This window comes from Nitratireductor aquibiodomus (genome assembly GCF_900105565.1).
Taxonomy (GTDB): Bacteria; Pseudomonadota; Alphaproteobacteria; order Rhizobiales; family Rhizobiaceae; genus Nitratireductor; species Nitratireductor aquibiodomus.
The window spans coordinates 2,853,499-2,879,190 of the sequence record NZ_FNSL01000001.1; the positions used below are offsets into that span (position 1 = coordinate 2,853,499).

Consider the following 25,692-nt stretch of genomic DNA (forward strand, 5'->3'; position numbering starts at 1 on the left):
AGGAGCGGAGGATGGGCAAAGCCCGTTCGCAAGGAAACGCCGATGTCGCCATCATAGGCGGCGGCATCATCGGCATCGCCACTGCGTTCCGCCTTGCAGAGGCTGGTCGGCAGGTCGTGCTCATCGAGCGCGATGCGCCGGCCAATGCCGCGAGCCGGGGCAATGCCGGTGCTTTCGCCTTTCCTTCCATCCTTCCGCTGGCGTCACCCGGCATTCTCTTCAAGGCGCCCAAATGGCTGTTCGATCCGCTGGGGCCGCTCTCCATTCCGCCGGCGGAGTTCCCAAAGGTTCTGCCGTGGCTTCTGCGCTTCTTCCGCGCCTCCATGCCAGACCGCATCGAGGCCAGTACGGCAGCGCAGGCAGCCCTGAACCGGCTCTCCGAAGCCGAAACCGCAACCCTCACGCGGGAAGCCGGGCTCGACCATCTGGTACGCCATGATGGCGCTCTGGAGCTTTATGAGAGCGAGACCGCATGGCGCGCCACGCTGAAAAGCTGGGAGCGTTGCGAGAAGGCCGGCGTCGAGATCGAGCACGTGGAAGGCGCGCGCCTTGCAGAATTGCAGCCGGGCCTCTCGCCAGGATTGGTGAAGGGCGTGTTCCTGCCGCAGTGGAAAACGGTCAGCGACCCGCGCGACTATGCGCTTGCCCTGCTGGAAGCCGCCCGGGCGCGGGGCGTCCAGCTTGTCGCGGGAGCGGTCTCTCATCTGGCCGATAGCACCGAAGGCGTCATGGTCACTCTTGAGGGTGGTCAAACCCTCAAGGCAGACCATGCCGTTCTCGCCGCCGGGCCGTGGTCGAACAGGCTCACCGCGACGCTGGGCGAGAGGGTGCCGGTCACACCCGAACGCGGCTACAACACCACGCTGCCGCCCGGCAGTTTCGATCTGAAACGGCAGGTCATCTTTCCCGCGCATGGCTTCGTGGTCACGCCGCTTGCCACCGGCATCCGCGTCGGCGGCGCGTCCGAGCTTGCCGGGTTCGATGCCCCGGTCAATTACAAGCGCGCGCGGCACATGCTGGACAAGGCCGCCGGTTTCCTGCCGGGGCTGAAGCGCGAAGGCGGAACGGAGTGGATGGGCTCGCGCCCCTCCATGCCGGATTCGCTTCCGGTCATCGGGCGGGCCTCCTCCAGCCCGCGCATTCTCTATGCCTTCGGCCACGGCCATCTGGGGCTCACGCAGTCGGCCGCCACCGCGCGGCTCGTCACTGATCTGATCCTTGAGCGAAACCCACCCATCGACATATCGCCCTTCCGGCCCGGCCGGTTTTGACAGGAAAGCATTATGGCGGTCAGCACCTTCACCTGTATCGACGGCCACACCTGCGGAAACCCCGTGCGTGTGGTGGCCGGCGGCGGTCCGCAGCTCCAGGGCTCCACCATGCTGGAGCGTCGCGCGCATTTCCTCGCCGAATATGACTGGATCCGCACCGGCCTGATGTTCGAGCCGCGCGGCCACGACATGATGTCCGGCTCCATCCTCTATCCGCCCACGCGGGAGGATTGCGACATCGGCATTCTCTTCATCGAAACGTCGGGCTGCCTGCCCATGTGCGGGCATGGCACGATCGGCACCATCACCATCGGCATCGAAAACGGCCTCATCCGTCCGCGCGAGCCCGGCGTGGTCCGCCTCGACACGCCGGCGGGCCTTGTCGTTGTGGAGTACGAGCAGAACGATCGTTTTGTCGAAAAGGTGCGCCTCACCAATGTGCCGGCCTTCGTGCATGCGACCGGGCTGAGCGCAGAGGTCGAAGGGCTTGGCGAAATCACGGTCGATGTCGCCTATGGCGGCAATTTCTACGCCATCGTCGAGCCGCAGCCTGCCTTCGAGGATATGGCGAACCATACGGCGGGCGAACTCATCGGCTGGAGCCCTAAACTGCGCGCGGCCCTCAACGCGAAATACGATTTCGTCCATCCCGAAAAGCCCGACATCAAGGGCCTGAGCCACATTCTGTGGACTGGCAAACCCTCCCGGCCCGAAGCGCACGCACGCAATGCGGTGTTTTATGGCGACAAGGCGATAGACCGCTCGCCCTGCGGCACGGGCACCTCGGCGCGCATGGCGCATTGGCATGCGAAAGGGCTCCTGAAACCCGGCGACGATTTCGTCCACGAAAGCATCATCGGCTCCATGTTCGAGGGCCGCGTGGAGGCCGAAACGCAGGTTGCAGGCAAGCCCGCCATCGTGCCCTCGGTCGCCGGCTGGGCGCGCGTCACGGGCTACAACACGATCATGATCGACGACCGCGATCCCTATGCCCACGGCTTTGTTGTCGTTTGAGGAGAGACCATGAAAATCACAGCTATCCGCGCCTATCAGGTCGACCTGCCGCTGAAGGAAGGGCGCTATTCATGGTCGAACGGAAACTTCGTCGAGGTCTTCGATTCCACCGTCGTCGCCATCGAGACGGATGAGGGCATCACCGGCTATGCCGAATGCTGCCCGCTGGGTTCTGCCTATCTGCCGTCTTATGCGCGCGGCGTGCGGGCCGGGCTTGAGGAGATCGCACCAAAGCTGATCGGCCTCGATCCCACCAATCTCGGTCTCGTTAACCGCGCCATGGATGCCGCGCTCAACGGGCATCCCTATGTGAAAGCGCCGCTCGACATCGCCTGTTGGGATGTTCTCGGCAAGGCGAGCGGCCTGCCGCTGGTCACGCTTCTCGGCGGCAGCGCGCAGGATGAGGTGCGCTTATACCGCGCCATCTCCCAGGAAGACCCGGATCAGATGGCGAAGAAGATCGCCGGCTACAAGGCCGAGGGCTACACCAAGTTCCAGCTCAAGGTCGGCGGCAATGCGGATGATGACATCGCCCGCATCCGCGCATGTCGCGAAATCCTCGACGACACGGACATTCTCGTGGCCGACGCCAACACAGGCTGGACCCGCCACGAGGCAGCGCGCGTGGTCGATGCGGTGGCCGATCTCGATGTCTATATCGAGCAGCCATGCCCCACTTATGACGAGTGCCTGTCGATCCGCCGCCGCACGGCAAAACCTTTCGTGATGGATGAAAACATCACCGGCCTGGATATGCTCGTGCGCGGTCTGGCCGACGACGCATTCGATGTCATCAACCTGAAAATCTCCAAGGTCGGCGGTCTGTCGAAGGCGCGCACCATGCGCGATGTGTGTCTCGCACACGGCATCCCCATGACCATCGAAGACACATGGGGCGGCGACATCGTCACTGCTGCGATCGCGCATCTGGCGCAGTCCACACCGTCCGATTTCGTCTTCTCGGCAACGGACTTCAATTCCTATGGAACGAAGACCATTGCCGCCAATGCGCCGAAGCGTGTCGATGGCGGCATGAAAGCGCCATCGGCACCGGGTCTCGGCATCGAGCCCGATTTCAAAGCGCTCGGTGCTCCGGTCCTGTCGTTCGACAAAGGCGTCTGAAACATGCGCTCGAGCCAGATCGTCCACATCGTCTCCTGCCATGCCGAGGGCGAGGTGGGCGACGTCATTGTCGGTGGTGTCCTGCCGCCGCCGGGCGATACGCTGTGGGAGCAGCGCAATTTCATCGCCAGCGACGGCAAGCTGCGCAACTTTGTGCTCAATGAGCCGCGCGGCGGCGTCTTCCGCCATGTCAATCTTCTGGTCCCGCCCAAAAACCCGGCAGCCGATATGGGCTTCATCATCATGGAGCCGGAAGACACGCCGCCCATGTCGGGCTCAAACTCGATCTGCGTCGCCACCGTGCTTCTAGATACGGGCATCGTGCCCATGACCGAGCCCGAGACGAAGCTCGTTCTGGAAGCACCGGGCGGTCTGGTTCACGTGGTCGCCGAATGTCGCAACGGCAAGGCCGAGCGTATTCGTGTCACCAATGTTCCCTCCTTCGCCGACCGCCTCGGCGCGCCTCTTGAGGTCGCGGGGCTGGGCACGCTCACGGTCGATACGGCCTATGGCGGCGACAGTTTCGTGATCGCCGATGCAGCGGCACTTGGTTTTTCCGTCACCCCGGACGAAGCCCGCGATCTGGCCGAAACCGGCGCGAAGATCACTCGGGCCGCCAATGAGCAGCTTGGCTTCACACATCCCGAAAACCCGGAATGGGACCACATCTCCTTCTGCCAGCTTGCGCTGCCGGTTGAGGAAACAGCGGATGGTCTTGTCGGGCGCAACACGGTCGTCATCCGCCCCGCAAAGCTTGATCGCTCGCCCACCGGCACCGGCTGTTCGGCAAGGATGGCCGTTCTGCACGCGCGCGGACACATGAAACCGGGCGACCGCTTTACAGGCGTGTCGGTTCTCGGCTCGCGCTTCGATTGCCGTATCATCGCTGAAACCCGCGTCGGAGATAAGCCGGCTATTACACCGGAAATCGTGGGACGGGGTTGGGTCACTGGAACGCACCAACTGATGCTGGATCCTTCCGACCCATGGCCAGAAGGGTACAGGATTTCCGATACCTGGGTGGATATTTAGGATTTTAGGAAAAGTTTACCTTGTTCTTGGATCGTGGCTGAAGTTCCTTAATTCTCGGAACAAATCCCCATTTGGCGGTTTAACCCACCGAGTGCGATTTGAAACGATTGAGCAAGGACATGACGCAACACGAAAAACGACAGGAGCGCCAGAGCGACGAAAATCGCGCTGACACTGCGCGCAGTGTCAGAAAGCGTCTTGGCCAGCCTGAAAATACGCGGTTTCTGAACCAGATGCCGCATTTTTCACTGGATACCGATATGCCGGAAGAGTTTCATGACCTTCTGGGCAAACTCGACGAGGCCGAGCGCCGCGCCGGCTGATCCGTTTCCATACCGAACCCGTGAATCAAAACAGGGACGGGGCCTGAGCCGCGCCGTCCCTGCTTCAAAATCCGGTAAAGTCAGGCAAGGCCTGATCGTCAGCCCTCAGGCTGCACGGCGCTTCTTCGGCAGAAGGCCTTCGCGCTGGGCCTGCTTGCGGGCCAGCTTGCGGGCGCGGCGGACAGCTTCGGCACGCTGGCGTGCGCGCTTCTCCGACGGCTTTTCATAAGAACGGCGGGACTTCATTTCCCGGAAAACACCCTCGCGCTGCATTTTCTTCTTGAGCACTTTAAGGGCCTGATCGACATTGTTGTCGCGAACGATAACCTGCAATGGACTTCCTTCTTCAGTTGGCGTTTCAGTGGTTGAGCATGGCCAAGGCGCTGGAAAGCGCGAAGGGCAGCTCTCGGTCAATCTTATTCCACATCGGTGCAAGGGCCTGGCATCAGCCGGCGCAGAGATGCAAAAGCGCCCGGCAAAGGGGCGACTCAAGATGGGGCGCACCATAACAGAAGTTGTGCGGAATGCACCCCTTGGCAGAGATATAGGTCGAAACCGGCGGATTTCGAGATGAAATGACGCAGAAAAGCGCCGGAATCCCGCCTTTTTGTCAAAGAAACCCGGAAAATCAGGCCGAAACACGCCGCCAGGCATAGGAGCCCGGCGCGGCCGCCGCTTTCGCTGCCGGCTGATAGTAGAGCGGAATGCCCGCTTCTTTCCCGCCCTCAAGCTGGCTGATCGTATGGGGGTTGACGATTTCAAGCGTCGAAAACCCGACCCGGAACATATGCGCCACCTGATCGATCAGCACATCGCCCGTCGCGCGGATTTCGCCGCGATATTCGTGGCGGGTGCGTAGGAGTTCCGCCTTGGAATAGCTGCGCCCGTCGTTGAAAGCGGGGAAGGCGAGCGCCACCAGTGGCAGATGGCTGAGATGCGGCAACAGCGCGTCGAGTGCGTCCCGTGGCTGAAGCTCGACGCCAATGCGTTCCGCAGCATCTTCGCGCACCTCCTCGTCGAGTTCGAGAAACACCGCCAGCGGCAGGATCACACGTCCGCCGTCGTTGAGCGCGGCGGCATCCCCGGCCTTCTGCCAGTGATTTTCCCGGAAACCCTCCGGCGACCAGAGGTGGATGTCTGAATTGCTCATGAAAAACTCCTATCCCGAAGCCGAAGGGAGCGCAGCTTCAAGGCCGGACAGATGAATGCCGCATTCTGTCTTCGCCTGTCCGGCCCAGCGGCCGGAGCGCGCGTCTTCGCCGGGCTTGACCGGGCTGGTGCAGGGAAAGCAGCCGATCGACAGATAGCCGAATGCCACCAGCGGGTTCTGCCGCAGATCGTGCCGGCGCATGTAGTCGGCCTGATCCTCGGTCGTCCAGCGCGCCAGCGGATTGACGCGGATGCGCGGGCCGACGGCCTCAAACACAGGCATTTCCGCCCGCGTTGAAGCCTGTCCGCGCTTGCGACCGGTAAACCACGCGCGGTAAGGCGCGACGGCGCGTGCCATGGGCTCCACTTTGCGGATCGCGCAGCACCGGTCCGTGTCGCTCTGGTGCAGAATGCCGTCGGGATCGTCGGCATTGAGCGCATCGTCCAGCGGCTTCACGATCACGATATTGGTAAGACCCAGATCTTCCGCGAGCTGATCGCGATATTGCAGCGTCTCGCCAAAGTGCTGGCCGGTGTCGAGAAAGGTGATCGGCAGGCCGGGCTCCGCTTCGGCGATCAAATGCAGAAGGGCCGCCGAATCCGCCCCGAACGAGGACGTCGCCGCAATGCCGCCGGCGTCATCGAAGAGATCGATCGCCACGGCGATGATCTCCTCCGCCGGTAGATGCCCGTAACGCAGGTTCAGCGCATCCGCGAGTTCGGTCGCATCGCCACTGGCTGCAAAGTCTCGATCAAGCTGCCTTGGCTTCGTGGCCATATAGCGCCTCCTTGAACGGTGCGGGGCCGAGCCTGCGATAGGCATCGAGAAAGCTTTCTTCGCGATTCTCGCGCTGCGCCAGATAAGTGTCGACAATGGTCTCCACCGCATCGGTGATTTCTTCCGGCGCAAAGCCGCGCCCGATGATTTCGCCGATGGTCGAACCCTCGCGCGCCGAACCGCCAAGCGTTACCTGATAGAGCTCCGTGCCCTTCTTCTCGACACCGAGGATGCCGATATGGCCCACATGGTGATGCCCGCAGGCATTGATACAGCCGGAAATCTTGATCTGCAGATCGCCGATTTCGTCCTGCCGGGCCTGCGTGGCAAAACGCTCGGAAATCTCCTGCGCCACGGGAATGGAGCGGGCATTGGCGAGCGCGCAATAGTCGAGACCGGGGCAGGCGATGATGTCGGTGATCAGCCCGGCATTGGAGGTTGCCAGCCCGATCTCGACAAGGGCTGCATGCACCGCCGGCAGGTCGGCCCGCGCCACATGCGGCAGGATCAGGTTCTGCTCATGGCTGACGCGGATCTCATCATTGCCAAACTGCTCTGCAAGGTCGGCAATCGCATCCATCTGCGCATCGGTCGCATCGCCTGGCACCTCGCCGATGCCTTTCAGCGACACGGTCACGGAAGCATAGTCGGCGTTGCGATGCGTGTGCGCGTTGCGGCGCAGCCAGTCGGCAAAACCCGGATCGGCCTTCACTGCCCTGCTCACGGCTGCGTCGCCCTCCGGGCGGGCTCTCAGCGTCGGCGGCGCGAAATAGGTTTCGATGGCGCGGATGTCGGCGGCAGGCAGCTTCAGCTCGCTTTCCTTCAGCGCGAGGAACTCCTTTTCCACCTGCGCCTTCAGCTCTTCCGTGCCGGTCTCGTGCACCAGGATTTTGATGCGCGCCTTGTATTTGTTGTCGCGCCGTCCATTCAAATTGTAGACGCGCAGGATCGCCGTCACATAGGAGAGCAGGTCGCGCTCGGGCAGGAAATCGCGGATTTTCTTGGCGACCATGGGCGTGCGGCCAAGGCCGCCGCCGACAAACACGGCAAAACCCAGCTCGCCCCTGTCGTTCTTCTTCAGATGCAGGCCGATATCATGCACTTCGATGGCCGCGCGATCGCGCGCAGCACCCGTCACGGCAATCTTGAACTTGCGCGGCAGATAGGAAAACTCCGGATGCAGCGACGACCATTGCCGCAGGATTTCCGCATAGGGGCGGGGGTCCGCCACCTCGTCCGCCGCCGCGCCTGCAAAGTGATCCGCCGTCACATTGCGGATGCAGTTTCCAGAGGTCTGGATGGCGTGCATCTCCACTTCCGCAAGCTCTTCGAGCACACGCGGGATGTCGACCAGCTTCGGCCAGTGAAACTGCAGGTTCTGGCGCGTGGTGAAATGGCCATAGCCCTTGTCATAGGTGCGCGCGATATGGGCGAGCTTGCGCATCTGCCTCGGCGAGAGGGAGCCATAGGGAATGGCGATCCGCAACATATAGGCGTGTAGCTGCAGATAGACACCGTTCATCAGCCTGAGCGGCTTGAACTGGTCTTCCGTGAGCTCGCCTGCAAGGCGGCGTTTCACTTGATCGCTGAACTCCGCAACGCGGGCTTTCACGAAGGCTTGGTCGAATTCGTCGTAACGATACATGAAACGTGACCTGGCTTAGGCGGCGTGCTGCGCGGCTTTGCGCGCCTGCTTGCCGATTTCTGGGTGAATGGAGGGCCCGCCGGCGCGAATGCGCTCGCGCAGGCGTTTGGGGAGGATGCGGCCCTCGGCGATCTCCACGTCAACAAGCGTGACGTCGATCACGATGTTGGCGGCAAGCGCGGCACTGCCCGCAGCGGCGATGCGCGCTTCGTCTTCCGTGTCCTGCGCCACATGGGCGGCGTCGATCGTTTCGACCCAGCGGTCTCCGGCGCCAAGCCACACGGTTTCGCCATCGGTCAGGCGATTGGCGGCTACAATCTTCATCACGCGCGCTCCAACTGGTGCTTGTAGGTTGCGAGCGCTTTGGAGCGCTCGAAATTCGCGCCGGCCACGGCGTCGCCGATCAGCGTCATCACGGGACCGGTCAGCTCGCTGCGTTCGGCAAGCGAGGGCAGGTCGCTCAGCGTTCCGTGCAGAAGCCGCCTGTCGTCGCGGCTGGCATTCTCGATCACGGCCACGGCTGTGTCGGGCGAAAGCCCGGCCTCGACGAGGCGTCCGGCCACATCGGCAGCCACCGAGCGCCCCATATAGACGGCGATGGTCGCTCCGGAGACGGCGAGGCTCGCCCAGTCCGGCAGGGTGCGGCCCTTCAGGTCGTGCCCGGTGGTGAACACGATGGAGGACGCGATGCCGCGAAGCGTCAGCGGCAGTTCGAAATCGGCGGCGGCGGCGAAGGCGGCTGTCACGCCCGGCACAACTTCATAGGAAACGCTCGCTTCCCGGAGTGCCGCCATTTCCTCGCCCGCGCGCCCGAAGATCAGCGGGTCGCCGGATTTCAGCCGCACCACGCGTTTGCCGTCACGGCCAAGCGCCACGAGCAGGTCGTTGATCTCTTCCTGGCTCTTGGTGTGGCAGCCCTTGCGCTTGCCGACGGAGATACGCTCGGCGTCCCGGCGGCCCATGGCCACCACGGCCTCCGGCACCAGTGCATCGTAGACGATGACATCTGCCTCCATCAGAAGGCGCTGCGCGCGCAGCGTCAGAAGGTCTTCTGCGCCTGGGCCTGCGCCCACCAGTGCGATGTGGCCGGGAATGTCCTCACCGGCGGCAAGAAGGCTGGAGGCGCTGCGGCGGGCGGCGGCCACATCGCCGCGCTCGACCGCACGCGCCGTATCGCCTGTGAAAAAGGCTTTCCAGAAGCGTCGACGGGCGAGCCCGCGCGGCACGAGCCGGTCCACGGCATCGCGGTATTGGGTAGCGAGATGGGCGAGCGCGCCCAGCGACGGGGAGAGCATCTGGTCGACTCGCGCCCGCACCATCTGCGCCAGCACGGGGCCGGCCCCCTCGGTTCCAATGGCAACCGCAAGCGGAGCCCGGTTCACGAGAGCCGGCGTGTAGAAATCGCAAAGTTCGGGCCGGTCCACTGCGTTGACGGGAATGGAGCGCGCCCGCGCATCCGCCACGATGGCGCGATCCTGCGCCTCGTCATCGGTCGCGGCAAAGACCAGCGCTGCGTTCTCGATATAGCGCGGCGCGTAGGGCGCCCTGATCAAACGGGCGTCATTGGTCTCGGCCCAGTCGGCAAGCGTCTTTTCAGGCGCATCGGTAACAAGCGTGAGCGTCGCGCTCGACTGGCTGAGAAGCCGCGCCTTGGCAAGCGCCTCGTCGCCATTGCCGACAATGACAACCGAACGGTTCTCCACCCGCATGAACACGGGGAAAGCGGCAAGCTTCTGAGTGTCTGTCGCCATGGTTCGCGAGCCTTCGTGAAAGATGCCCGGAATAATGGCGGTTTGCATGGTTTGTTGAGAAGAAACACACTCGCCGTCGCGCGTATGCGACAAGATTGCTTTTTCGCCGCACCGCTTTTCGGCAGGAAATCCTTCCCCGTTCTTTCCTGGATACCATATCCGTCGTGTGGAACGGGAAGCGGCAGGCTGCGTTTCCTCAAAACCATGGAAAGAATGGAGATCGATATGGCTGAGTTTCGGCTTGTACACGATGCATGGGTTGTCGTTGCCGATGGCGAGAAGGCACTGTTCCTTCGCAATGAAGGCGATGCGACCTACCCCAATCTTCAGGTGGTGCGTACGATCCACGAGGAAAATCCGCCAAGCCGCGAGCAGGGCACGGACAGGCCGGGACGCCTCAATGATGGTCATGGCGCCCACCGCAGCGCCGTGGATGAGACGGACTGGCACCGCATCGAAAAGGAGCGTTTTGCCGTTGATGTTGCCGAGCGCCTCTACAAGCTTGCCCACAAGGGCAAATTCAGCAAACTCGTCCTCGTCGCCCCGCCGCTGGTTTTGGGCGAATTGCGCAAGGAAATGCACAAGGAAGTGGAAGACAGGGTGATCGGCGAGGTCGCCAAGACACTCACCAATCACACGGTAGGCGACATTGAGAAAGTGCTGATGCAGTAGGTATGAGCGGGTATCGGCGCCGGCGCCAGACGGTGCCTCAGACGTGCTGCCCGCCATTGATGTGGATCTCGGACCCCGACACATAGGACGACTGATCCGAACACAGGAAATAGATCGTATCGGCCACTTCCGATGTCTGCCCCAGCCGGCGCAGCGGAATGGTCTCGACGATCTTTTCCGTGCCGGGGGAAAGGATGGAGGTCTCGATCTCGCCCGGCGCGATGGCGTTGACGCGGATGCCGTGCGGGCCGAAGTCTCCGGCCATTTCGCGTGTGAGCGCCACCAGCGCGGCCTTCGAGGTCGCATAGGCGGTTCCCGCAAACGGATGCACCCGGCTGCCGACAATGGACGTGACATTGACGATGGAACCCCTGGCGTTGCCGAGTTCCTTGAAGAGCCCGCGCGCCAGCATGATGGGCGCGAAGAAGTTGACCTGAAAAACATCACGCCAGACATGCATCGGCGTTTCGATGGAGTTCATGCGCTTGCCGCCCTCAAGCTTGGGCGAGATGGCGGCGTTGTTCACCAGCGCGTCGAGCCGCCCGCCATTGGCCTCCAGCCGATGGCGGATCTCGGCGATGGCGATGCCCACGTCTTCCTGGTCCGAGAGATCGAGCTTGATGTGGTCTTCCGGTCCGGCAGGCCACGGGCAATCCTCCGCAAAGGCTTGCCTTGAGCAGGTGATCACCCGCCAGCCTTCCCGCGAAAAACGCTTCACCGTCGCGTGACCAATGCCCCGGCTCGCGCCGGTCAAAACCAGTGTCTTGCGTTCGTCGGCCATGCCCTGCTCCCTGTTCCGCTCCTATGTAAGCGAGAGCGCATGGGAATGCGATAGGCAAAAGCGGACCGGTGGGCTCTAATTTCCGAGAATGATGTCGAGGATGGAGGTCTGCTTCTTCTGTGTGCCGCCGCCCACATCGGCCGGCGGTACGGGGCGGCGGACCGAGGCCGTATGCCCCGGATCGCCGCCGGCTGGAATGGCCGCCTGCGGTGTGGGACGTGCCTGCGCTCCGCTGCCAACCGCAGCCTGAGGCACAGGACGGGCTGCGGGCTCATGAGCAACAATGCCCGGTGCGCCGGGGCTCCACGACCCAGGCAACCGTTTCACGGGGTGGCCCTTCTCGGCTTCCTCCATGAAGGCTTTCCAGGCCGGTACGGGCAGGGAGCTGCCGGTCGCCTTCGTCGCCTTGGAGGCGTCGTTGCCGAACCAGACGCCCGTCACCAGATTGGCCGTATAGCCAACGAACCAGGCATCGCGCGATTGCTGCGTGGTTCCCGTCTTGCCCGCTGCCGGGCGGCCGATATTTGCCGCGCGCGCGCTGCCATAGTCCACCGTTCCCTGCATCATCGCATTCATCATGCCGATGATCTCGGGGCTGGCCACCCGGGTCATGCGCGGCCTGTCATGCTGGTAAAGCACCTTGCCTGAAGGCGTGGTGATCCGCTGGACGAAATAGACCTCGGGTCTGTAGCCGCCGGTGGCAAAGGGCAGATAGGCCGCCGTCAGTTCCAGCGGCGTGACCTCGGACGTGCCGAGCGCGATGGAGGCGTTGGCCTTCAGGTCGGATTCGATGCCCATCCGGTGGGCGAGCTCGACGATCGATTTGGGGCCCGCCTCCATGGCAAGCTGCGCGGCGACCGAATTCAGCGAGCGCGCCAGCGCTTCGGAGAGCGTGACCGGGCCATAATACTTGCCCTTGTAATTTTCCGGCGTCCAGTTGCCGATCTTGATCGGCGCGTCGTTGCGCACGCTGTCGGGCCGCCGCCCCTGTTCGAGCGCGGCCATGTAGACGAAAGGCTTGAAGGCCGAACCGGGCTGCCGGCGCGCCTCGGAGGCGCGGTCGAACTGGCTGTTGGCATAGTCATAGCCGCCCACCATGGCCCGCACCGCGCCGCTCGTGTCGATGGAGACGAGCGCCCCCTGGCTGACGGCCAGCTTCCCGCCCTTCTCGTCGATCAGGCTGCGGATGGTCTTCTCGGCCTGTTTCTGGAGACTCAGATCGACCGTGGCTTCCACGATGATGTCGCCCTTCACGTCACCGATGAGACCCGGCAGTTCTTCCATCACGCGGTCGGCGAAATAGTGCTCCGAGCCGGTCCAGTAGGCGGCAGCGCGGGTGGCGGGCCTGCTCATTGCGGTGGTCATCTCGCCGTCGCCGATCATGCCCTGGTCGCGCATGGCGGTCAGCACCACCTGCGCCCGCGTTTCGGCTGCTTGCGGGTCGCGCGCCGGCGAGAGCCGCGAAGGCGCCTTCAAAAGACCCGCGAGAAGAGCGGCTTCCGAAAGCGTGACATCGCGCGCGGACTTGTTGAAATAGCGCCGCGAGGCCGCCTCCACCCCATAGGCGCCCGAGCCGAAATAGACACGGTTCAGATACATCTCCAGGATCTGGTCCTTGGAATGTTTCTGCTCCAGCCACAGCGCCAGCAGCACTTCCTGCACCTTGCGCTCGATGGTGCGGTCGGGTTTGAGAAAGAGGTTCTTGGCAAGCTGCTGCGTCAGGGTCGAGCCGCCCTGCGTCAGCCGCCCGGCAATCAGGTTTTCCGACATGGCGCGGGCAAGGCCGATCGGGTCGACACCAAAATGCGAGTAGAAGCGGCGGTCCTCGATGGCGATCACCGCCTGGGGAATATGCGGCGACATCTCATGCAGGCCCACCGCCTCGCCGCCGGTCATGCCGCGATTGGCGATCATGTCTCCGTCAGCCGAGACAATCTTCACATTGGGTGGGCGGTCGGGGATTTCCCAGGTGGTCGCCGAAGGCATTTTGGCACCGTAATAGGCGGTGATGCCGACAGCGGCGATGCCGCCCCACAGCGCCAGAACGAGCGACCAGTAGATGGCGGTGCGCAGGAAACCGAAGAAACCACCTCCGCTCCCGCGCCCACTCCTGCGTCGCGGGCTCGCACGGCGGGTGCGTTTCGCTCCCTTGGCGCTCTTGCCTCTGGAGGGCGAGGGCTTGCGCCGCTGGCGCGAAGGTACGACGCGGTCGCTGTCACCGAGTTTCAGATCGTCGCTGCTCCGGCGCGCCGCCGGCGCATCGAAAGTCGGCTCGATCCTTCGGTTTTTCGTCCTGCGCGCCATACGCTCACAAACCCCGCAACCCTGCACCCGCACATTTCATGCGGGCACAGTAAGAGGCAGCGGTTTAAGGCGCAGTTAAGTCAAATTAAACAAAATCGGCGGGAGACCCTCAGCTATGGGCGAAAATATCCGCCTCTTCCCAGCCCATCAGGTCCAGTTTCGCCCGTGTCGGCAGGAAGCGGAAGCAGGCTTCGGCCTCGCGCGTGCGCTTCTCGCGCTCAAGCCGCACGATCAGCTTTTCGCGCAACTGATGCAGGTAGAGCACGTCGGACGCCGCATATTCGAGCTGCTCGGGCGAAAGCTCCTCGGCTGCCCAGTCGGAAGACTGCTGCGCCTTCGAAAGCGACACGCCAAGCAGTTCGTTGCACAGATCTTTCAGCCCGTGGCGATCCGTGTAGGTGCGGGTGAGGCGCGAGGCAATCTTGGAGCAGAACACCGGCTCCGGCATCACGCCGAAGCTGTGATAGAGCACCGCCAGATCGAAGCGCGCATAGTGGAACAGCTTGGTGATCTTGCGGTTCTTCAGAAGAGCGACGAGGTTCGGCGCCTTCTTCTGCCCGGCATCGATCTGCACCACATCGGCCGTGCCATCGCCGGGCGAAAGCTGCACCACGCACAGCCGGTCGCGGTGTGGCTTCAGTCCCAGCGTCTCCGTGTCGATGGCAACGGCATCGACATCGTAGTTGCTGAGATCGGGCAGGTCGTTCTTGTGAAATCGGATCGTCATGGCGTGTCTTCCAGGCTTACTGCCCGCTGAGGGCATCGAGAATGCGGACCCAGGAGCGCTGGCCGCGATGGAACGAATTCAAATCGTATTTCTCATTCGGCGAATGGATCCGGTCATCCTGGAGGCCGAAGCCGACCAGAAGCGTTTCCATATCGAGCATACGGCGGAACTCGCCTGCAATCGGAATGGAACCGCCCATGGCGATCGCCACTGCGGGCTTTGGCCATTCATCGCTCAGCGCACCCTGCGCCTTCGTCACCAGCGGCATGTCGTAATCGAGCTGGAAGGCCGGCGAGCCGCCATGCGGATGGAATTCCACGCGGCAGTCGGACGGCAGCCGCTCTTCGACGAATTTGCGGAAGGCGGTGCGGATCTTGTCCGGGTCCTGCCTGTGCACCAGCCGGAAAGACACCTTCGCCGAAGCCTCAGCCGGAATGACGGTCTTGAAACCTTCGCCGGTATAGCCGCCGGTGATGCCGTTCACTTCCGCCGTGGGACGCGCCCAGACGAGCTCCAGCGCCGAGCGGTCTTTCTCGCCAAAAAGCTTCGAAAGGCCGATTGGACCGAGGAAGTTTTCGGTTGTCTCGCCCAGCCCTTCCCAGCTTTTCAGGATGTCCGCCGGTGTTTCCTCAACGCCCTCGTAGAAGCCGGGCACGGTGATACGGCCGTTCTCGTCATGCAGGTCGCCCAGAATGCGGGCCAGAACCGTGATCGGATTGGCCGCCGCTCCGCCGAAAAAGCCCGAATGCAGGTCGCGGTCCGCCGCCTTGATGGTGATTTCCTCTCCGACAAGCCCGCGCAGGCCGACACAGACGGCGGGCGTCTCCGGGTCCCACATGGCGGTGTCGCACACCAGCGCATAGTCGGCCGAAAGCTCTGCGCGGTTTTCTTCCAGGAAGGGACGCAGCGAAGGCGAGCCGGATTCTTCCTCGCCCTCGAACAGAATGGTGATCCTGCAGGGCAGCTTGCCATGCACCGCCTTATAGGCGCGGCAGGCTTCCACAAACGTCATCAGCTGGCCCTTGTCGTCGGAAGACCCGCGCCCGATGATCGCCTTGCGGCCGGGCTCGATCTCCTTGACAGACGGGTCGAACGGGTCGTTCTCCCACAGGTTCAGCGGGTCGACCGGCTGCACGTCGTAGTGCCCGTAAAAAAGCACGTGCGGCCCTTCGCCGTCATGATGCGCCACCACCATCGGATGGCCTGCCGTGTCACGCACGCTGGCCTCGAAGCCGATTGTCTTCAGGTCTTCCACCAGCCATTCGGCAGCCTTGCGGCAGTCACCGGCAAAGGCCGGGTCGGTGGAGATCGATTTGATCTTCAGAAGGTGGAAAAGCCGCTCCAGACTCTGATCGATGGAACGATCGAGCTGATCGAGAACCGGGGCGATATCGGACATGGAAAGCTCCTGAAGACTGTTCGGAGAAGATGTTGAAGCGGCCTAACACATTCGGGCCCGGATGAGGAAAGGAAAAAGGGCCGCACGGGCGGCCCTTCGGATTGGTCCAGTTAAACGCTGCGCTGCCTCAGTAGGGGCAGGCGTTGTCGCTGAGGAAGTTGTGCACTTCGATCTCGCCATCGATGATCTTCTGCTTGGCTTCTTCAACCGCGGTCTTCATCTCGGCGGTGACGAGGTCCTTGTTGTTGTCGTCCATCGCATAGCCGACACCGTCCTCGGCCAGGCCGAGGTCCTGAAGGCCGTAGCTGAACGCATCGTTCTTGGCGTCCATGAAGGCATTGTAGACGGCAACGTCCACCTGCTTGACCATCGAGGTCAGAACCTTGCCCGGATGCAGGCCGTTCTGGTTGGAATCGACGCCGATGCCGAGCTTGCCGGCATCCGCTGCCGCCTGGAGCACGCCAACGCCCGTGCCGCCCGCAGCGTGATAGATCACGTCCGCACCCTGGTCGATCTGCGTGCGGGTGATCTCACCGCCCTTGGTAGGGTCGTTCCATGCGGAAGGCGTGTCGCCCGTGTAATTGCGGATCACCTTGGCGTCAGAGCGGGCAGCCTTTGCGCCGCCCACATAGCCGCACTCGAACTTGCCGATGAGCGGAACCTGCATGCCGCCGACGAAGCCGACCGTGCCGGTTTCCGAGGCGAGTGCGGCCAGCATGCCGACGAGATAGGAGCCTTCCTGCTCCTTGAAGGTCACGGAGCGCACGTTGGGCGCGTCGACCGCATCGTCGATGATGGTGAAATCGGTATCGGGATATTCCGGCGCGACCTTCTTCAGGTAATCGACCCAGGTGAACCCGGCCATGACGATCGGGTTGCGGCCGTTCTCGGCGAAGCGGCGCAGGGCCTGCTCGCGCTGGGCGTCGTTGGAGATTTCGAACTCCACATATTCGATCCCGGTTTCTTCCTTGAACCGCTCGGCGCCGTTATAGGCCGCCTCGTTGAACGATTTGTCGAACTTGCCACCCAGATCGTAGATGAGAGCCGGAGCGATCTCATCCGCAAATGCGCTTGCGGAAAGTGCGGTTGCGGCCAGAAGGCCGAGAACAATACGCTTCATGTGATCCACACCCTGTCGGTTGTCTTGCGTTTCTGGTTACGCCACATGAGCGGGCAGCCTCGAATGGCAGATCCGCTCAAGCGCTCCTGCGAGCGTCCCGCAACGGCCGTGGACCATCGGGAACGGCATGGGGAAAGTCTTTCGCTCTCCCCTTGCGGCCACTCTTGCATGGCTGAAATGAAAATTCACGCGGAATTTTGACCGTCCGGAAAAACGACTTGGGATAGTCTTGCAGTTCCTGTTTCAACCAGCGGCAGGCCTGCCTCTTTCCTGCATTCAGACAAGAACAGTTCGCTGGCGCCGGTATCCGGCGATGTAGAAGACGAGGGCCAGCACAAGAAAGACCAGCCAGCCCGGCAGGGTCAGGATCTGGATGATGACGGGGTCCCAGATGGCGGGCAGCGTGTAGCGCTGGATCGTCGCCTGTGCGAGATTGAGCGTATCGGGTGAAACGGCATACCAGCTTTCGCCGAGCGGCGTGAAGGTCAGTGTCGAAGCCGCGATGGAGCGTGTCGCATCGATCACCGCCATGACGACAGCGACTGCGAGGGCTAAAACAGCCAGTATCCGCAAGAACAGACGAAACATTCGGGCCTCACATCCGTGCCGGTGCCGGTTTCGGTCTTCAGACGACGAAACGTTCGGTGCGAGACATAGGCCCGGCGGCTGCGCTTGGCAATCACCCTACGGAAAGTTGAGCGTATGTGAGGAAGGCACGCGGGAAAGTGCGGCAAATTGCAAAACTGTCACAGACTGGTCTTGGCATTCTCGATCAGATCGACTAGATGACCCTCGCGAGGCTCACAACGCCGCGCCGTGGAGAGGTGGCCGAGTGGTTGAAGGCGCACGCCTGGAACGCGTGTATACGGGAAACCGTATCGAGGGTTCGAATCCCTCTCTCTCCGCCATTTTCTGCTGATTTGGCCCCAAGCCAGACATTCATCGGCTCAAATTGTGGTGGCGCTTCCGGCCCTTAGCTGCCGTTCGCATCTCGGAGTACGGGGCTCGATAGCTGACATTCGATGCAGCCAAGAAAACTCTGATGATCAGCTGGCAGCTATGCGGACGGAACGGTCGTTCGCCGTTGCAGCATGGGGACGATGTGTATCTCAGCAGGATCGACTCGCGCGGCTGGAAGCGGACTTTATCTGCGCTGATCACAAACGGCAGCAAAGCTATAGGAACCCGCTACAAACCTATATTACAATAGGCAGCCCTAATCGTTACACGTCGTTTTCGGGTGGGAGCCGTCGCCGGAGTGCCTCTTCCTCAATGCGCCGCGGTTGAACAAAGTAATAGCGTATCTCTGCATCATCTTCCGGTCGTTCGCCTTCAACCGGACCAGCGCCGTCCACTTCAAAAGCGATATTTACTATTTCAATTATATCTTTCCTTAGCTCAGCAAATCCCTCTTTTACATCTTTGTAATCTGCCAAGCCTTGGTATGCTGTGAATATCAAAAAAGCGCCGATTTGAACCTTAGCATATACTGATCCGCTTTCGAATGAAACGGATTGAATAAAGAAGTCTTGGATAGAAAATTGAAAGGGCTCGACAGTGGCAAGTCGCATTAGGTCTTTTGGGGCCGATTCGGAGTGCGCAATAGATCCACCTCGATGATGAAGATTAATGGGGTCAATCTTCTCAAGATCGGCTTGAATTTTTGAAATTGCGTCAGATAGCACCGGCAGTTGGTTGACGTTCAGACCGCCGCTAATGAAATCTCGGTAGTTGCGATGCGACAGCAAATAGCTAATTGTTCCAATGAAAATTGTTTTCTTATCTTCTGCCACGCCAACTTTCCTGCGCTAAATTCTGCCCTCGAAACCAGAAAGTCGCGTCAGCTTGACGAAGTGTCAAGCAAGATTCATATGTAAAGGGCCATACCTTTCGCCACCCCCGCGAGGACAGTCGCCCTACTGCGTGCTCGAATGACCGCTAAGGGCCCCAACCGGACATGCGGCGGTGCAGCGGAATAACGCCTAGTTGAAAACCAACCTTCGCCGCTCCCGGCCCGGAAGAGACATCCTTTCTGCAATTGCATCCGATGGGGCAAACTGATGATCGCGCGGAGAGCGGTCATTCACTTCAAGCAGCGTCGAACGGGTCATTGCGGGTGCTTCGCCCTCTCTGCGGCCGCAAGAAGCTTGTCCGCAATCTCGTTCAGCTTGGCTTCCTCATCTGCATCGGGACCAGGCCAGCTCTCATACAAGATGTCAGCAAGTAGCGGGTAGTTCTGGCCGACATGGAAGTCATGATCGCAGATTGGGAGTATTCGTCCCTTGCGGTTGATGTTGATGGAAATCGCTGAGTTCAACTCCTTGTTCGTCCACCCTTTGGCCGCAAAAGTGCTCGAAAGGAAAGGAACGAAGAAATTGGATTTCATCAAGCCGATGTTGATCTGGTCAACAATCGAGTCGCCCCATGTAATACTACTCTCGTCAAAGAAGACTTTTACATCGAGGCCGACGAGTTTTTCGTAGAGTTTTCTGACCCTCGGCTTGTCTTCGGAAGCATGAGACAGAAATAGGTCGAATTCGTGCATCATGTAAGCGTGTTCCTGGATCCAATCTGACGAGTTTGGGTTTGCCTCAATGGCTTGTTTGCAAAGCTTGGAAAGCACCGCATCTCCTTCACCACGAACCTGCTTGATATAGCCGAGCCAACCTTCAACGTGGGCCCAGAAGGCCTCGGGCTTAGCCCTAGGACCAATCCAGAGCTCTGCCGCTTGATCCAAGCCATACTTTTTGGCTGAGTAGAGCTTCATTCGCAGTCGCTTGACGTCTTTGCGCCAGACATTTGGAGATTGATTCACGATAAGGCCGGTCACGACTTGCCGCTCACCGAAAAGCTGAATCCGGGTCTTATCCCTGTTAATATTGAAAGACGAAGCTCGAAATGCTTCCTCAAGGCGCTTGCCCAGTTCGACTTCACGTTCACCGTATTCTGGTTCCCATTCTTTGATGAGGGACGTTCGTATCTTCTTAGAACTGGAGGAAAACGTGATGTCATCGGCATACCGTGAGAAGCGTAGGTTCTCCTTCGCGGCCAACGAGATGAGTTCTTTGTCTAGGTTGTGCGCAATCAAGTTGGCGAGAGTCGGTGAGGTTTTTGCTCCCTGCGGGAGACGGTTTTGGTAGGTGCAAATACGAGCCAGAATCGTTGCAACGCGGTCGTTGTATCCGAATAGCGTTGACATGAAGAGGCCGCGAACCCGCGCGAATCCGATAGACCCAAAGAAATCTTCGATATCAATGTTCAGTATCCATCTTTGTTTCTGATGGTATTGAGCGTTCGAGAGGAATGATCGCCCGCGGACATACCCATGAACGAAAGGTTTTGGATTGTAGACCTCCAACAAGACGGCCGCGAAACGCTCCTGCGCCATCGCTAAACCACCAAGTGGTTTGTCTATTGACCTTGTGTCACCGCGTTTTTTGGGAATCTCAAATGTTTTGTAATACTTGCCTGTCTCTGTGTTCTTGAGAACATGAAACAGTCCATCTGGGCGCATCATCAGCGCTCCTGCTACATCCTGCACGGAGTGCGCAGATCTAATCAGGAGATGGGCGCTTGCGGGATTGAAATGATTTGGAAGGCCCAACCCTCGTTCTCTACCTTGAACAGTGTTCAACGAACAAATATCCGTCGAACCACCGCGATTTTGGACGAACTTCTCAGCGAGCCACCGGGGATTCACCAGTGCAAATTAGAGAGCTGAACCTTCGTCGCAACGATTACAGAATAGGCTTTTCTGGTCAACCCTATCGAGTGAGGCCTGCGCATCGCTGCCGTTCGTCCAGATCGCAGCGAAGGTCGGCTTTCCGCCCACTCCGGGCATTCGCTTCCCTCTCAACGGAAGGCAGATTTTCACGCGCCACAGGCCCATAATGCCGCGCTGCGCCGGGCAATGCACTGGTGTTTTCACGCAGACAATCCCGCGCCCCCCCAATCGACGATCGACGGCTTCGAAACCGCTTGCGGTGCGCGCGCCATGCGTGTAGTGGCGAAACGGTGAACCACGATCAGGGAGGCGCGCAATGTTTGGCTTTATCGGTGAATCTGCGCTCGCTGTTCCGGGGATCGCAATCCTTTAAAAAACCCTGCGGCAGCGAGCATCGCGGGAGCGTATCAAGGGTGGACCTGCCCTCGATCTGCGCTCTGCAACGAAGCTCATTTTCGGTGCCCGTGTGCACCGTTGCAGGAAAATATGGAAAAGAAATCATCGCATCGGATGGCGCCTGCGTCATCCGTCACCGTGCATGTCGTCAGCCCGGAGGACCGTGCAGATCTCTGCGCGCTCCGCGTTGCCGATGAGCAGACCCGGTTTGTGGCGTCAAACGCGGATTCGCTTGAGGAAGCGGACGAGAACGACGCCTGCGTCCCCCTCGTTATCCGCGCGGGAGGCCAGCCCGTCGGGTTCGCCATGCACGCCCTCGACGAAGACGATGGCAATCGCTGGCTTTACCGTCTGATGATCGATGCCCGCTTCCAGGGGCACGGTTACGGGGCGGCAGCGCTTTCGCTCATCGTCCGCAGGCTGTCCGCGCTGCCGGACTGCCCGTTCATCATGCTGGGGGTGAAGCCCGAAAACGAGGCTGCCATCAGGCTCTACGAACGGGCGGGCTTTCGGCCAACCGGCGAAACCATTGACGGCGAAATGGTGATGCGGCTCGACGTGTAACGTCAAGGGCCGGGGAGCCGCGCGCTCTCCGGCCCCTTGCAGAGAGGCATTGGACCGCCGGCAGGCATTGACCTGCCTGCCGGCGCGTTCAGGAAATGGCTGCGAAGATCGCGCAGCCGGATGGTCAACGGAACGAACATGATGGAAGAAGCACTGGAAAATACTGCCGAGATCACCTTCCGCCGCGTCACCTCGGCGAATGTGTCGGAGGTGTGCGAACTGAGCGAGACGCTTTCGGATCAGCAGCGCGAATTCGTTGCCGACAATGGAACTTCGCTTGCCGAGGGGTTCTGCTCGGAATCGGCCTGGTTCCGCGCAATCTATGCGGATGAATGCCTTGTGGGTTTCGTGATGCTGCACGAGGGATCGGACTGGGACGACGGCATCGATTGTCCCGGGCCATATCTCTGGCGTTTCATGATCGCCCGGCCGTTTCAGGGCCGAGGGTTTGGAAGGCGGGCGATCGCCGGGGTCGCGGACCGTCTGCGCGCGCGCGGCATAAGGGAGCTCTACACGAGCTTCGGGCTCGGCGCGGGCGGCCCGCAGAAATTCTACGAGAAGCTCGGCTTCGTGCCCACGGGTGGCATGTTTGACGAGGAGGTAGAGGTGGTCCTTGCCCTTGAGAGCCCGCGCGGAGAGCGCGTGTCTTGAACACGCAACCGCAACCGCGCCTCAGCCCCGCGCGGGATGGCGGCGGTGGAGCCTCCGGCACAGCGCCGGGGGGCACTGCCGGGATCGATGCATTATACGCAAACCCGTATCTGGCATCGCTTTATGATCGACTTCAGCCGCGCCATCTGCGCGGCGACTTCGACTTCTATCTGCCGATGATCCATGAGGCGCAGTCTGTACTCGATGTGGGGTGTGGTACGGGTTCCTTGTTGCGCGAGGCACATGCGGGAGGACATGCAGGGCGCCTTTGCGGTCTTGATCCGGCCGAGAGCATGCTCAGGATCGCGAGACAATACGATGGCGTTGAATGGTTGTCCGGCGTGCTGGCTGACTGCGGTTTCAGGGAGCAGTTTGAACTGATTGTGATGACGGGTCACGCGTTTCAGGCAATCGTTGAAGATGAAGAGCTTGCCACACTCCTGCATTCCGTCCGGGAGGCACTGGTTCCCGGCGGCTGTTTTGCCTTCGAAACACGCAATCCGGATGCCCGCGTCTGGGAACAGTGGGCGCAGGAAGGGCCGGACCGGCTGATTGAGCCGGATGGCAGAACCTTACAGGTCACAACCCGTGTTACGGTGCCGTTCGACGGGCGGTGCGTGACCTTCGTCGAGACATTCGAAGGGGATCATCCGGGACTGCCGGCGACAAGCTGCAGCACCCTGCGTTTCATGGAACATCACGCGCTGTGCGACCTGCTGAAACAAACAGGCTTCCGTATCAGCGAACAGTATGGCGATTTCCGGCGCAATCCGGTCGGACCGCACGCCCCCGAGATCATCACGCTTGCGAGACGATGAATGTCTCCAGGCATGCTCATGCCACGCCCCGGGGCTTTCAGGGGCTGAAGGGGCGAAGCAGTGCGAACATCTCAGCCCCGCCCGCGATAGGGCGGCACGCCCTGATCGGGGATCCACACGCCCTTTGGCGGCTCGCCGGTCTGGTAGAACACGTCGATGGGCATGCCGCCGCGCGGATACCAGTAGCCGCCGATGCGCAGCCAGTGGGGGTCCAGAAGGTCGCACAGGCGGCGGCCTATGGAGACGGTGCAGTCTTCGTGAAACGCGCCGTGATTGCGAAACGCGCCGAGATAGAGCTTTAGCGACTTGCTCTCCACCAGCCAGCCGGCCGGCACATAGTCGATCACCAGATGGGCGAAGTCGGGCTGGCCCGTGAGCGGGCAGAGCGACGTGAATTCCGGCGCGGTGAAGCGCACCGCGTAGCGCACATCCTCCTGCGGGTTGGGCACGCGTTCGAGCACGGCTTCTTCGGGGGACGCGGGCAGTTCGGTCCTGCCGCCCAGAAGGGTCAGGTCGTCATAGATGGTCTTGTCGGTCATTGCGGTCGCTTCCTTGTCAAACGCCGCGCCGATTGCCCCACAGGAGCACATGGAGCTGCGGGAGGATGTGGGGGGAGAACCAGCGGTCGGCCACCGTGCGGTCCACCAGCCAGCGCATGCGCTCCAGAATGCCTTCCATGTCGATGGCGGCATCCTCGGCTTCGGGTGGCGGCGGGGTGTGGTTGCCCGGCTGCAGGTAGAGGGGCAGGGCGGGGTAGCGGTTCGCCACATGCCGCGCCCAGCGATAATCGGCCTCGTCGAAGATGACGATCTTCATCACCGTGGATGCAGATCCGGCGGCAGCGATGCAGACTTCGAAACGCTCCCAGTCCACCGTCTCGCCGGAGGAGGGCGGCTTGGGGCTCAGAACCAGCATGTCGAGCTTTGCAAACCAGTCGCGGGCGATGGAGCCCTGCGTTTCGAGCGCGAAGCGGTAGCCCTCGGCGCGGCCCGTATCGATCAGCTCTTCGAAGGGCTGGATCGCCGGGTTGCCGCCCGACAGCGAGACCATCACGGGCGCGCCGACGGAGAGGTCCTTTATGCGCTCAAACACGTCGCGGCTCTGCATGGGCAGCCAGTCGTGGCGATAGGTGTTGTCGACGGCGTGCAGGCTGTCGCACCAGCGGCAGCGATAGTCGCAGCCGCCGGCCCGCACGAACACGGTCGGCATGCCGATCAGCGCGCCTTCGCCCTGGATCGTGGGGCCGAAAATCTCGGCGATGCGCAGCGTGCTCATGGGCGGTATTCCGCCCAGGTCTTGGGCGTCTCGCTCACGCGCACCGCCGACACCTCGCTCCAGCGCGTCCGGCACCAGTCGAAAAGCGCCTTGGCGAGAAACTCGGCAGTGACGCCGTCATGGCCGAACACCTCGTTCAGATGCCGGTGGTCGAGCGTGTCGTCAATATGGTCTTTCAGGGGCTTCAGCTCGCGATAGTCGCGGACGAAGCCGTGATTGTCGAGCCGCTCCCCGGCCAGTTCCACCACCACGATGTAATTGTGCCCGTGCAGCCGCGCGCAGGGGTGGTCGTCGGGCAGGTTCGTCAGGCGGTGCGAGGCGGAAAAATGAAACTCCTTGCTGACCCTATACATGCTCTGCCTCCCCGTTGGTCTGTCGTGGGGTGGCCCTTCGTGCGGTGGCGGCAAGCCAGAAGTCCGGATCGTCATAGATGGTGGGGTCGGCGACACCGGCCTCGTGGAAGGCCTCGCGCCGCTCCACGCAGGTGCCGCAGCGCCCGCAATGGTTTTCGCCGCCCCTGTAGCAGGACCAGGTTTCGGCAAAGGGCGTATCGACGCGCGCGCCCTCGCGCACGATATCGCCCTTGGTGCCGTTCACGAAGGGCGTGTAGAGGCTGACCGCGCCCATGCCTTCGAGCGCAGCATCCTGCATGGCCTGAAACGCATCGATGAAGCCCGGCCGGCAATCGGGATAGATGAAGTGATCGCCGCCATGGACGGCGGCGGCCACAGCATCGGCCCCGCGCGCTGCGGCAATGCCGAAGGCTATCGTGAGCATGATGGCGTTGCGGTTGGGCACCACCGTCACGCGCATGGTCTCCTCGGCATAGTGCCCGTCCGGCACGTCGATGGCGTCGGTGAGGGCGGAGCCGGAGAGATGCCGGCCGATGGCGGAGATATCGAGAAGGTCGTGAGGGACGCCGAGCCGGGCGGCTGCCTTTGCCGCGAATTCCAGCTCCTTGCGATGTCTCTGGCCGTAATCGAAGGAGATCAGGCCAATGAGGTTTTGTTCCCGCGCCACCTTGTGGGCAAGGGAAACGGAATCGAGTCCGCCTGAGCAGACGACGAGCGTTTTCATGATCGGGTTCCTTGTTTTAATGACCGGGTAGGCTGCGACCGGTGCCGGAATTCTCCGGCGGCTGGAGGCGTATCAGACCTTCAGCCCAAAGAAAAGCGG

27 protein-coding genes and 1 tRNA gene are annotated in these 25,692 nt (G+C 61.6%); 10 read left to right on the forward strand and 18 right to left on the reverse strand.

Going from position 1 to position 25,692, the window contains the following annotated elements:
- The first annotated feature begins 11 nt into the window (after window positions 1-11).
- The 5 genes from BLW55_RS13610 to BLW55_RS13630 all read left to right on the forward strand — a co-directional run bounded on the left by BLW55_RS13610 (window position 12) and on the right by BLW55_RS13630 (window position 4,762).
- Window positions 12-1,271: an NAD(P)/FAD-dependent oxidoreductase gene (locus BLW55_RS13610; RefSeq protein ID WP_090329159.1), complete on the forward strand. Its 1,260-nt coding sequence runs from the start codon at window positions 12-14 to the stop codon at window positions 1,269-1,271.
- 12 nt (window positions 1,272-1,283) lie between these two features.
- Complete coding sequence (locus tag BLW55_RS13615) at window positions 1,284-2,285, forward strand: 4-hydroxyproline epimerase (protein WP_090329160.1); 1,002 nt, start codon at window positions 1,284-1,286, stop codon at window positions 2,283-2,285.
- A gap of 9 nt (window positions 2,286-2,294) precedes the next feature.
- Window positions 2,295-3,407: a cis-3-hydroxy-L-proline dehydratase gene (locus BLW55_RS13620; RefSeq protein WP_007010885.1), complete on the forward strand. Its 1,113-nt coding sequence runs from the start codon at window positions 2,295-2,297 to the stop codon at window positions 3,405-3,407.
- A 3-nt stretch (window positions 3,408-3,410) separates the two neighbouring features.
- Entirely contained in the window at window positions 3,411-4,439 is a 1,029-nt protein-coding gene (locus tag BLW55_RS13625; protein ID WP_090329161.1) for a trans-3-hydroxy-L-proline dehydratase, read from the forward strand.
- Window positions 4,440-4,558: 119 nt separating this feature from the next.
- Window positions 4,559-4,762: a hypothetical protein gene (locus tag BLW55_RS13630; protein ID WP_143038440.1), complete on the forward strand. Its 204-nt coding sequence runs from the start codon at window positions 4,559-4,561 to the stop codon at window positions 4,760-4,762.
- 105 nt (window positions 4,763-4,867) lie between these two features.
- Here BLW55_RS13630 and rpsU read toward each other — a convergent pair whose 3' ends face one another.
- From rpsU to cysG, 6 genes are all read right to left on the reverse strand, one after another.
- Window positions 4,868-5,095 (reverse strand): 30S ribosomal protein S21, encoded by a 228-nt coding sequence (rpsU, locus tag BLW55_RS13635; RefSeq protein WP_007010888.1) that lies wholly within the window; start codon window positions 5,093-5,095, stop codon window positions 4,868-4,870.
- A 295-nt stretch (window positions 5,096-5,390) separates the two neighbouring features.
- Complete coding sequence (locus tag BLW55_RS13640; RefSeq protein ID WP_090329163.1) at window positions 5,391-5,912, reverse strand: DUF934 domain-containing protein; 522 nt, start codon at window positions 5,910-5,912, stop codon at window positions 5,391-5,393.
- Window positions 5,913-5,921: 9 nt separating this feature from the next.
- Window positions 5,922-6,689 carry a phosphoadenylyl-sulfate reductase gene (locus tag BLW55_RS13645; protein ID WP_090329164.1) on the reverse strand — a complete coding sequence of 256 codons (768 nt, stop codon included), beginning with the start codon at window positions 6,687-6,689 and terminating at the stop codon, window positions 5,922-5,924.
- Entirely contained in the window at window positions 6,664-8,334 is a 1,671-nt protein-coding gene (locus BLW55_RS13650) for a nitrite/sulfite reductase (protein ID WP_090329165.1), read from the reverse strand. The genes BLW55_RS13645 and BLW55_RS13650 overlap by 26 nt, the downstream gene beginning before the upstream one ends.
- Window positions 8,335-8,349: 15 nt before the next feature.
- Window positions 8,350-8,658 carry a DUF2849 domain-containing protein gene (locus BLW55_RS13655; RefSeq protein WP_007010891.1) on the reverse strand — a complete coding sequence of 103 codons (309 nt, stop codon included), beginning with the start codon at window positions 8,656-8,658 and terminating at the stop codon, window positions 8,350-8,352.
- Window positions 8,658-10,085 (reverse strand): siroheme synthase CysG, encoded by a 1,428-nt coding sequence (gene cysG / locus BLW55_RS13660; protein WP_090329999.1) that lies wholly within the window; start codon window positions 10,083-10,085, stop codon window positions 8,658-8,660. Before cysG ends, BLW55_RS13655 begins: the two co-directional genes overlap by 1 nt.
- Window positions 10,086-10,310: 225 nt before the next feature.
- On the opposite strand from cysG, the gene BLW55_RS13665 reads away from it, so the two are divergent.
- Window positions 10,311-10,757, forward strand: a complete 447-nt coding sequence (locus BLW55_RS13665; protein ID WP_090330000.1) for a baeRF12 domain-containing protein — start codon at window positions 10,311-10,313, stop codon at window positions 10,755-10,757.
- Between the two features lie 37 nt (window positions 10,758-10,794).
- On the opposite strand, the gene BLW55_RS13670 is transcribed toward BLW55_RS13665, so the two are convergent.
- The 6 genes from BLW55_RS13670 to BLW55_RS13695 form a co-directional block, all read right to left on the reverse strand.
- Window positions 10,795-11,538, reverse strand: coding sequence for an SDR family NAD(P)-dependent oxidoreductase (locus tag BLW55_RS13670; protein ID WP_007010895.1), 744 nt, complete (start codon window positions 11,536-11,538; stop codon window positions 10,795-10,797).
- A 75-nt stretch (window positions 11,539-11,613) separates the two neighbouring features.
- The gene (locus BLW55_RS13675; protein WP_090329166.1) at window positions 11,614-13,842 is read right to left on the reverse strand and encodes a transglycosylase domain-containing protein; all 2,229 of its coding nucleotides are present in this window, start codon (window positions 13,840-13,842) and stop codon (window positions 11,614-11,616) included.
- Window positions 13,843-13,951: 109 nt separating this feature from the next.
- Window positions 13,952-14,569, reverse strand: a complete 618-nt coding sequence (locus BLW55_RS13680) for a ribonuclease D (RefSeq protein WP_025029873.1) — start codon at window positions 14,567-14,569, stop codon at window positions 13,952-13,954.
- A gap of 16 nt (window positions 14,570-14,585) precedes the next feature.
- Window positions 14,586-15,968 (reverse strand): dipeptidase, encoded by a 1,383-nt coding sequence (locus BLW55_RS13685; protein WP_090329167.1) that lies wholly within the window; start codon window positions 15,966-15,968, stop codon window positions 14,586-14,588.
- 127 nt (window positions 15,969-16,095) lie between these two features.
- On the reverse strand, window positions 16,096-17,088 hold the full coding sequence (locus BLW55_RS13690; protein WP_025029871.1) for a BMP family lipoprotein: 993 nt from the start codon (window positions 17,086-17,088) through the stop codon (window positions 16,096-16,098).
- Between the two features lie 276 nt (window positions 17,089-17,364).
- Complete coding sequence (locus tag BLW55_RS13695; protein ID WP_090329168.1) at window positions 17,365-17,676, reverse strand: hypothetical protein; 312 nt, start codon at window positions 17,674-17,676, stop codon at window positions 17,365-17,367.
- Window positions 17,677-17,906: 230 nt separating this feature from the next.
- Here BLW55_RS13695 and BLW55_RS13700 point away from each other — a divergent pair.
- Window positions 17,907-17,996 (forward strand) — tRNA-Ser (locus tag BLW55_RS13700).
- Between the two features lie 315 nt (window positions 17,997-18,311).
- Here BLW55_RS13700 and BLW55_RS13705 read toward each other — a convergent pair.
- On the reverse strand, window positions 18,312-18,881 hold the full coding sequence (locus BLW55_RS13705; protein WP_090329169.1) for a hypothetical protein: 570 nt from the start codon (window positions 18,879-18,881) through the stop codon (window positions 18,312-18,314).
- A gap of 314 nt (window positions 18,882-19,195) precedes the next feature.
- Window positions 19,196-20,788 (reverse strand): TIR domain-containing anti-phage reverse transcriptase, encoded by a 1,593-nt coding sequence (locus tag BLW55_RS13710; protein ID WP_342027735.1) that lies wholly within the window; start codon window positions 20,786-20,788, stop codon window positions 19,196-19,198.
- A 510-nt stretch (window positions 20,789-21,298) separates the two neighbouring features.
- Between BLW55_RS13710 and BLW55_RS13720 the strand changes: the two genes are divergently transcribed.
- The 3 genes from BLW55_RS13720 (at window position 21,299) to BLW55_RS13730 (ending at window position 23,241) form a co-directional block, all read left to right on the forward strand.
- Complete coding sequence (locus BLW55_RS13720) at window positions 21,299-21,772, forward strand: GNAT family N-acetyltransferase (protein WP_090329172.1); 474 nt, start codon at window positions 21,299-21,301, stop codon at window positions 21,770-21,772.
- Between the two features lie 138 nt (window positions 21,773-21,910).
- On the forward strand, window positions 21,911-22,423 hold the full coding sequence (locus tag BLW55_RS13725; RefSeq protein WP_177175080.1) for a GNAT family N-acetyltransferase: 513 nt from the start codon (window positions 21,911-21,913) through the stop codon (window positions 22,421-22,423).
- Window positions 22,420-23,241, forward strand: coding sequence for a class I SAM-dependent methyltransferase (locus tag BLW55_RS13730; RefSeq protein WP_210184103.1), 822 nt, complete (start codon window positions 22,420-22,422; stop codon window positions 23,239-23,241). Before BLW55_RS13725 ends, BLW55_RS13730 begins: the two co-directional genes overlap by 4 nt.
- Before the next feature lie 71 nt (window positions 23,242-23,312).
- Here BLW55_RS13730 and queF read toward each other — a convergent pair whose 3' ends face one another.
- From queF to queC, 4 genes are read right to left on the reverse strand one after another with little or no spacing between them, the layout of a single operon-like run.
- Window positions 23,313-23,780, reverse strand: a complete 468-nt coding sequence (gene queF, locus BLW55_RS13735; RefSeq protein WP_090329174.1) for a preQ(1) synthase — start codon at window positions 23,778-23,780, stop codon at window positions 23,313-23,315.
- A gap of 16 nt (window positions 23,781-23,796) precedes the next feature.
- Window positions 23,797-24,516 (reverse strand): 7-carboxy-7-deazaguanine synthase QueE, encoded by a 720-nt coding sequence (gene queE / locus BLW55_RS13740; RefSeq protein WP_177175081.1) that lies wholly within the window; start codon window positions 24,514-24,516, stop codon window positions 23,797-23,799.
- Window positions 24,513-24,869 (reverse strand): 6-carboxytetrahydropterin synthase QueD, encoded by a 357-nt coding sequence (gene queD / locus BLW55_RS13745; protein WP_007008690.1) that lies wholly within the window; start codon window positions 24,867-24,869, stop codon window positions 24,513-24,515. The genes queE and queD overlap by 4 nt, the downstream gene beginning before the upstream one ends.
- On the reverse strand, window positions 24,862-25,593 hold the full coding sequence (gene queC, locus BLW55_RS13750; protein ID WP_090329175.1) for a 7-cyano-7-deazaguanine synthase QueC: 732 nt from the start codon (window positions 25,591-25,593) through the stop codon (window positions 24,862-24,864). Before queC ends, queD begins: the two co-directional genes overlap by 8 nt.
- Window positions 25,594-25,692: the final 99 nt, after the last annotated feature.

What these genes read in the sequence shown, in the direction of transcription:
- BLW55_RS13610 (WP_090329159.1), top strand. Translation starts at nt 12, where the DNA reads ATGGGCAAAGCCCGTTCGCAAGGAAACGCCGATGTCGCCATCATAGGC.
- BLW55_RS13615 (WP_090329160.1), top strand. Translation starts at nt 1,284, where the DNA reads ATGGCGGTCAGCACCTTCACCTGTATCGACGGCCACACCTGCGGAAAC.
- BLW55_RS13620 (WP_007010885.1), top strand. Translation starts at nt 2,295, where the DNA reads ATGAAAATCACAGCTATCCGCGCCTATCAGGTCGACCTGCCGCTGAAG.
- BLW55_RS13625 (WP_090329161.1), top strand. Translation starts at nt 3,411, where the DNA reads ATGCGCTCGAGCCAGATCGTCCACATCGTCTCCTGCCATGCCGAGGGC.
- BLW55_RS13630 (WP_143038440.1), top strand. Translation starts at nt 4,559, where the DNA reads ATGACGCAACACGAAAAACGACAGGAGCGCCAGAGCGACGAAAATCGC.
- BLW55_RS13640 (WP_090329163.1), bottom strand. Translation starts at nt 5,912, where the DNA reads ATGAGCAATTCAGACATCCACCTCTGGTCGCCGGAGGGTTTCCGGGAA.
- BLW55_RS13645 (WP_090329164.1), bottom strand. Translation starts at nt 6,689, where the DNA reads ATGGCCACGAAGCCAAGGCAGCTTGATCGAGACTTTGCAGCCAGTGGC.
- BLW55_RS13650 (WP_090329165.1), bottom strand. Translation starts at nt 8,334, where the DNA reads ATGTATCGTTACGACGAATTCGACCAAGCCTTCGTGAAAGCCCGCGTT.
- BLW55_RS13655 (WP_007010891.1), bottom strand. Translation starts at nt 8,658, where the DNA reads ATGAAGATTGTAGCCGCCAATCGCCTGACCGATGGCGAAACCGTGTGG.
- cysG (WP_090329999.1), bottom strand. Translation starts at nt 10,085, where the DNA reads ATGGCGACAGACACTCAGAAGCTTGCCGCTTTCCCCGTGTTCATGCGG.
- BLW55_RS13665 (WP_090330000.1), top strand. Translation starts at nt 10,311, where the DNA reads ATGGCTGAGTTTCGGCTTGTACACGATGCATGGGTTGTCGTTGCCGAT.
- BLW55_RS13670 (WP_007010895.1), bottom strand. Translation starts at nt 11,538, where the DNA reads ATGGCCGACGAACGCAAGACACTGGTTTTGACCGGCGCGAGCCGGGGC.
- BLW55_RS13675 (WP_090329166.1), bottom strand. Translation starts at nt 13,842, where the DNA reads ATGGCGCGCAGGACGAAAAACCGAAGGATCGAGCCGACTTTCGATGCG.
- BLW55_RS13680 (WP_025029873.1), bottom strand. Translation starts at nt 14,569, where the DNA reads ATGACGATCCGATTTCACAAGAACGACCTGCCCGATCTCAGCAACTAC.
- BLW55_RS13685 (WP_090329167.1), bottom strand. Translation starts at nt 15,968, where the DNA reads ATGTCCGATATCGCCCCGGTTCTCGATCAGCTCGATCGTTCCATCGAT.
- BLW55_RS13690 (WP_025029871.1), bottom strand. Translation starts at nt 17,088, where the DNA reads ATGAAGCGTATTGTTCTCGGCCTTCTGGCCGCAACCGCACTTTCCGCA.
- BLW55_RS13695 (WP_090329168.1), bottom strand. Translation starts at nt 17,676, where the DNA reads ATGTTTCGTCTGTTCTTGCGGATACTGGCTGTTTTAGCCCTCGCAGTC.
- BLW55_RS13720 (WP_090329172.1), top strand. Translation starts at nt 21,299, where the DNA reads ATGGAAAAGAAATCATCGCATCGGATGGCGCCTGCGTCATCCGTCACC.
- BLW55_RS13725 (WP_177175080.1), top strand. Translation starts at nt 21,911, where the DNA reads ATGATGGAAGAAGCACTGGAAAATACTGCCGAGATCACCTTCCGCCGC.
- queF (WP_090329174.1), bottom strand. Translation starts at nt 23,780, where the DNA reads ATGACCGACAAGACCATCTATGACGACCTGACCCTTCTGGGCGGCAGG.
- queE (WP_177175081.1), bottom strand. Translation starts at nt 24,516, where the DNA reads ATGAGCACGCTGCGCATCGCCGAGATTTTCGGCCCCACGATCCAGGGC.
- queD (WP_007008690.1), bottom strand. Translation starts at nt 24,869, where the DNA reads ATGTATAGGGTCAGCAAGGAGTTTCATTTTTCCGCCTCGCACCGCCTG.
- queC (WP_090329175.1), bottom strand. Translation starts at nt 25,593, where the DNA reads ATGAAAACGCTCGTCGTCTGCTCAGGCGGACTCGATTCCGTTTCCCTT.